We start from the raw sequence: 5025 nt of genomic DNA, 5'->3' as shown, positions 1-5025 counted from the left end.
TCAATACCCTCATAAATTCAAATTTCACCACCGATAAAAATAAGGGTTTGGTCTCCAAACCACTACAGAAGACTAGCTATATTTTCAGTTTATCTCTTCCTATTAAATATTCCCTGGTATTTCCTAACCAAACTGAGTATGAAAGTTTTAATTCCTCCATAAATTCAAATTTCACTGCTGATAAAAATTGGGGGTTTGGAAACCAAACCCCTACAGAAGACTAGCTATATCTTCCTAACATTAAATATTCATTGGTTCTCGAATAAACTTAACAAATAAATGTTTAAAAGTAGACCTAATTATCCGTGGAACACCAAAATCAATAGGTTTCTTCGTTGTAGGTAACTGCCAATTTTCTACCTCCACTTCAGCAGGTTTTAATAAAGGAAAATTTACCATCTTTAAATCAGAACAAAATCCCATTTCCTCAGCAACTGCTACTGTTGGAATTTCTGTCGGATTAACCTTTAAAATTTCTACAAAAGTTCGGTCAAGACTAAATACATCTGTAGACGCTCCCAAAATACCTAAATTTTTAGGTTCTCCACCAATAGGACCATTACCTTCATGCCCGATAATACTATCAATAATAGTTAAATTTGGATTAATTGCTTTTGCAGTTTCTACTAACATTTTCCCAAAACGATTAGCATCTTTACCTGCCTCTAAATGCCACCAAGCTTTCATTTTTCCTGGCACACAACCAAATAAGTTTTTAACTCCCATTGTCATAGTTAGTTGAACATGAGATTTAAGCTTAGGCAAATTAATTATTACATCTGCCGCCATTGCTTCTTTACTTAATAGTAAATGATTAAATTCTTGACTAACTATGTCGTAACGTTTTCCATGAAATTCAACTATTGGTAAATCCAACTCTTTAAGCAATGATAAATAACCATTTGCTTTTGCCACACCCATAGCACTACCAAAAGCAGGACTATCACCTAAAAAAGGTTTACCACCCGCTTCTTTTACCATTTTAGCTACACAATAAACTATTTCTCGTCTAGTTACACATTCTTTTGTGGGGCGAGAACCTGTGAGCAAATTTGGTTTAAGTAGAACACGATCGCCTGCTTTGACAAAAGAATTAATTCCACCTAATGCTTCTAAAAGATTCTCTATTGATTTTTCTAATTCGTTAATTTTATAAGAATTAGCTCGGANCCATGAAATTCAACTATTGGTAAATCCAACTCTTTAAGCAATGATAAATAACCATTTGCTTTTGCCACACCCATAGCACTACCAAAAGCAGGACTATCACCTAAAAAAGGTTTACCCCCCGCTTCTTTTACCATTTTAGCTACACAATAAACTATTTCTCGTCTAGTTACACATTCTTTTGTGGGGCGAGAACCTGTGAGCAAATTTGGTTTAAGTAGAACACGATCGCCTGCTTTGACAAAAGAATTAATTCCACCTAATGCTTCTAAAAGATTCTCTATTGATTTTTCTAATTCGTTAATTTTATAAGAATTAGCTCGGATTAAACTTACAGTTGACATGATTTTTTTTACTAATAAACTACTCTATAAAAGGTATTAAATTGGTATTTTTCAACAGGTTTAGTTTGGATTAGCTAATTATAGCAATCTTAAATTAGGTTGTAAAATTTTATTGTAGGGGCTTGGTCTCCGAACCCAAGGGAATATGGGATTTTGAAACTAAACCCCTACAGGTTTTTTACCGAATAATTAAGGTATAAAGCCTTCTATTTCAAGAGAAACAATGAATTTATTTTCCTTTTATTTAATCCTCTTCTTTCTAATAATATAGAATCCGATTTAAAAGTCGTCATTGCGACGAAAGGAAGCAATCTCAGTGGCTTAGGATATTGCTTTCTTCCACGAGTGTAAGTCGCAATGACTTAGCTATGGTAATTATCCATTAATGAAACATCATTTCATATTGCTATATATGAAATAATTTTGGTTATTAAAAGACTTTAGTTAGAGATTTCTCTTTGATAAAAAGTTTAACTTGAATAAATAAGATTTAGGTTATTCATTCTGACTCCTGACTCCTGACTCCTGACTCCTTTTGATTAGGTTATTCATTCTGACTCCTGACTCCTGACTCCTTTTGATTAGGCTATTCATTCTGACTCCTAACTCCTGACTCCTTTGAACAACCTAATTTTCTCCATAAACTCTACCACGCCATTTTGTCGGAGTCTTCATAGCAGATAAAAATATTCGTAAAACTGCCAAAGGATCTGCTAAAGGAGATAATAAAAATAACCAACTACCTTGAGCTTTACTAAAGTCATAGGAAGGAGCAATACCTAATAACAAAGCAAACCTAATTAATAGTAAAAATAAATTCAAACCAAATAACAAAAATTTGGCAGACAAAGAAATAGAAATAGGCAAACCAAACAACAAATAACCCAATACCACCAATAAAGGTAAACCCTGAGTCGCCAATAATAACCAAAGATCGCTCCAAACTTGAACCCTAGGAGAAGCATCCTTCAAGTCAAGCGATCGCCCCCACTCCTGCCAAGTTTCCACCATTCCCTCATACATTCTCACTTGCAAAACCTGCGCTCCATCCAGAAACCCTACCTTAAACCCCTCAGCAGCAATATTCCTAGCCAGAGTCACATCATCACAAAAAGAACCCTTCGCACTAACATAACCCTCCATCTTTGACAAAACCGAACGGCGACACAAAAAACACTGACCATTCGCCATAACTCGTTCCGGTGTTTGCGCCCCCGTACCCGTCGGTCCAAACCTATAGACTAAAGTTATTAATAAAGCAGGTTGTAGCCACAGTTCTCCTGGATACTTCAGGATAAACCGTGGCGACAGAGAAATCAAATCATAGCCTTCAGTCTCAGCCTTTTTTACCAAACTAGCTACTAACCCTGGATCTGGTTGAGTATCCGCATCGACTCCCAAAAACCATTCACTCTTTGGAGAACTTGCCAAAAACCCTGTATGCAACGCCCAAGGACGACCTACCCACCCAGGGGGCAAAGGATCGTCCGTAATTAAACGAAACCTTGGGTCTTTTTTTGCTTGCTTCTTAACTAAATATTGAGTATCATCTGTCGAGTTACTATCAACTACAATTATTTCCCGAACTTCATAACTTTGCCGACTCAAACCAACTAAACAGGGAGTAATACGCTCTGCTTCATTAAGAGTCGGTACCACAACTGTCACCTTACCTAATAATTCTAGTGTAGGCTCCTCAGATTTTAATGGCGGTTGTCTAGTCGGACCTTTAATAAGACGTGATAGTAAGATAGCTGTTGCTGGTAGCTGCAACATTAGCATGACAAAAAAAAAGACTTCAGGCATGATTTTGGAATTTATTTATAGAGAAGTATTTTAGACTTTATATTATCTTTCAGACAAAGCCAAGAGTCTATCAACTCATTATTAGAAGTAGTGAGTTTAAAGTACAGGATATACTGTTAGGAATAAATATCAAAGTTTGAAGTGCAGTCAAAGTTTGAAAAACTCTCAAAAAATCATTCATTAATGGATAATGACCTATTTAACAATTGATAATGAACAATGGATAATGGATAATTATTTTTGAGCATAATTAGGGTTTGCTGAAAAAGTTTTTTGGTAAGGGTAGTAGTTAGGAGAATCATAGAATAGGTAGAAGGAAGAATTGTCTCTTGATTTTTCTAATCTTGTCTGCCTAAAATACTTACTTTTTGAGTTTTTTTGGACTAAAAAGAAAGCACTTGTCTTTATCTATCCATGCTTTGAGAGTTGATCGGCAAGCTCTAATCATCCATTATCAATTATACATTGTTAATTCCAGATTTTACCTAGAATTTTTCCTGGTTAGGTGAGAGAAAAATGTAGGAAAATTAAGAGTAAAAATATTACTCATTGTCTATTCCCCATTTCCTATTCTCACACATCATACTTTTTCAGTAAGTCCTATTTCATAGCCATATTTACCTGTTTTTCAGGTGGTTTTTCCCTATTGCCAGTCACAACATTTTCTACAGATATATCCATCTGCCTTAATCTATTAGCTTCAGATATCCACCATAGAATAATAGCTGGAAATACCCCCAGCACTACACTCAAACCAGTAGGTAATAAGAATCTACTATCCAGTGCAACGATAGTAATTGTTGCCCCAAAAGCAAAATTAACTAAATAAGTTATTAGTGGCAGATTTAATTGTTGACGGGACAATAAAATAGTTTTTTTACCCCAAAACAAAGCAGCTACAGTCATATATATTGCACCTGTACCTACCCACCCCACTAAATTACGGTAAGGCATTCCAAAAAAAGACCCTTCATCTTCAAATACCCAAAATGGAAATGGTGCCTGACTCATTGCCGGGTCAAGGACTAGATCCCAAGCCGTTAGAAGTATTGCTCCTGTGGCGATCGCTCCTACATGGCGTATCCAGGAACTAGAACTATTGACCTGTAAACCACAACGAGCTAGTAAATAACAAACAAATCCCATATAAAACCAAGATAAGGGAATTGTAAATGGTACGAGACCTGCAATTTTGTATCCTAATCCACTGAGATAAGCATAATCCCCAAAAGGAAATCCTGTGCTAGTGCCTAATAGTTCGCTACTCAAAGATAGAAATACAGAAGGCAGCATAAAGGCCAAAGTTGTACCTATTCCTAAATTCCTAATTCCATACAGGGCAACTGCTAATGCTCCAAAGATAATGTAAGTTGCTCCTCCTCCTGCCATGCTCCATTGGAAGGCAGTTTGTCCTATAGGAGGCAAGCTGACAATAATTTCAGGATTCGGTAGAACTATTAACAGACCTGCTAGGCCAAAAACTGTTGATAAAATATGTGCAAGTAATAGATAGCGTTCGGCGATCGTAAGTTGCTTCATAGAAGTCCTATTTTTGAGTTCAAAACTCACTAATTTTCTGCTTTTATGTTTTTGGGAAAATACTTCAAATCTACTCTGTGCATCAGTAGTAGAGATTTGGAACTATTTTTTCCTCGTGGGACTAATTTTTTATTGAAACTAATGCCACAAAACACTATCTATATAGTTT

At 35.9% G+C, this 5025-nt stretch carries 4 protein-coding genes and 1 pseudogene; 1 reads left to right on the top strand and 4 read right to left on the bottom strand.

The window, feature by feature from the left end; genetic code table 11:
- Positions 1-224: hypothetical protein (locus AFK68_RS38605; protein ID WP_210407345.1), on the top strand; the 224-nt coding region annotated here is incomplete at its 5' end.
- A gap of 16 nt (positions 225-240) precedes the next feature.
- On the opposite strand, the pseudogene AFK68_RS10955 reads toward AFK68_RS38605, so the two are convergent.
- The 4 genes and pseudogenes from AFK68_RS10955 to cruF form a co-directional block, all read right to left on the bottom strand.
- A pseudogene (locus tag AFK68_RS10955) lies at positions 241-1169 on the bottom strand (DUF362 domain-containing protein); the annotation flags it as partial.
- 1 nt (position 1170) lies between these two features.
- Positions 1171-1511, bottom strand: a 341-nt coding sequence (locus tag AFK68_RS44785) for a DUF362 domain-containing protein (protein ID WP_371357321.1), incomplete at its 3' end; no start/stop codon positions are given.
- A gap of 627 nt (positions 1512-2138) precedes the next feature.
- On the bottom strand, positions 2139-3317 hold the full coding sequence (cruG, locus tag AFK68_RS10945) for a 2'-O-glycosyltransferase CruG (RefSeq protein ID WP_094672728.1): 1179 nt from the start codon (positions 3315-3317) through the stop codon (positions 2139-2141).
- 600 nt (positions 3318-3917) lie between these two features.
- The gene (gene cruF / locus AFK68_RS10940; RefSeq protein WP_094672731.1) at positions 3918-4856 is read right to left on the bottom strand and encodes a gamma-carotene 1'-hydroxylase CruF; all 939 of its coding nucleotides are present in this window, start codon (positions 4854-4856) and stop codon (positions 3918-3920) included.
- Between the last annotated feature and the right edge of the window lie 169 nt (positions 4857-5025).

Source organism: Hydrocoleum sp. CS-953 (assembly GCF_002260545.1).
Classification (GTDB): Bacteria; Cyanobacteriota; Cyanobacteriia; order Cyanobacteriales; family Microcoleaceae; genus Trichodesmium.
Note: the sequence above shows the minus strand (reverse complement) of the source record. Positions and strands in the feature narration are given on the sequence as shown.

What these genes read in the sequence shown, in the direction of transcription:
- cruF (WP_094672731.1), bottom strand. Translation starts at nt 4,856, where the DNA reads ATGAAGCAACTTACGATCGCCGAACGCTATCTATTACTTGCACATATT.
- cruG (WP_094672728.1), bottom strand. Translation starts at nt 3,317, where the DNA reads ATGCCTGAAGTCTTTTTTTTTGTCATGCTAATGTTGCAGCTACCAGCA.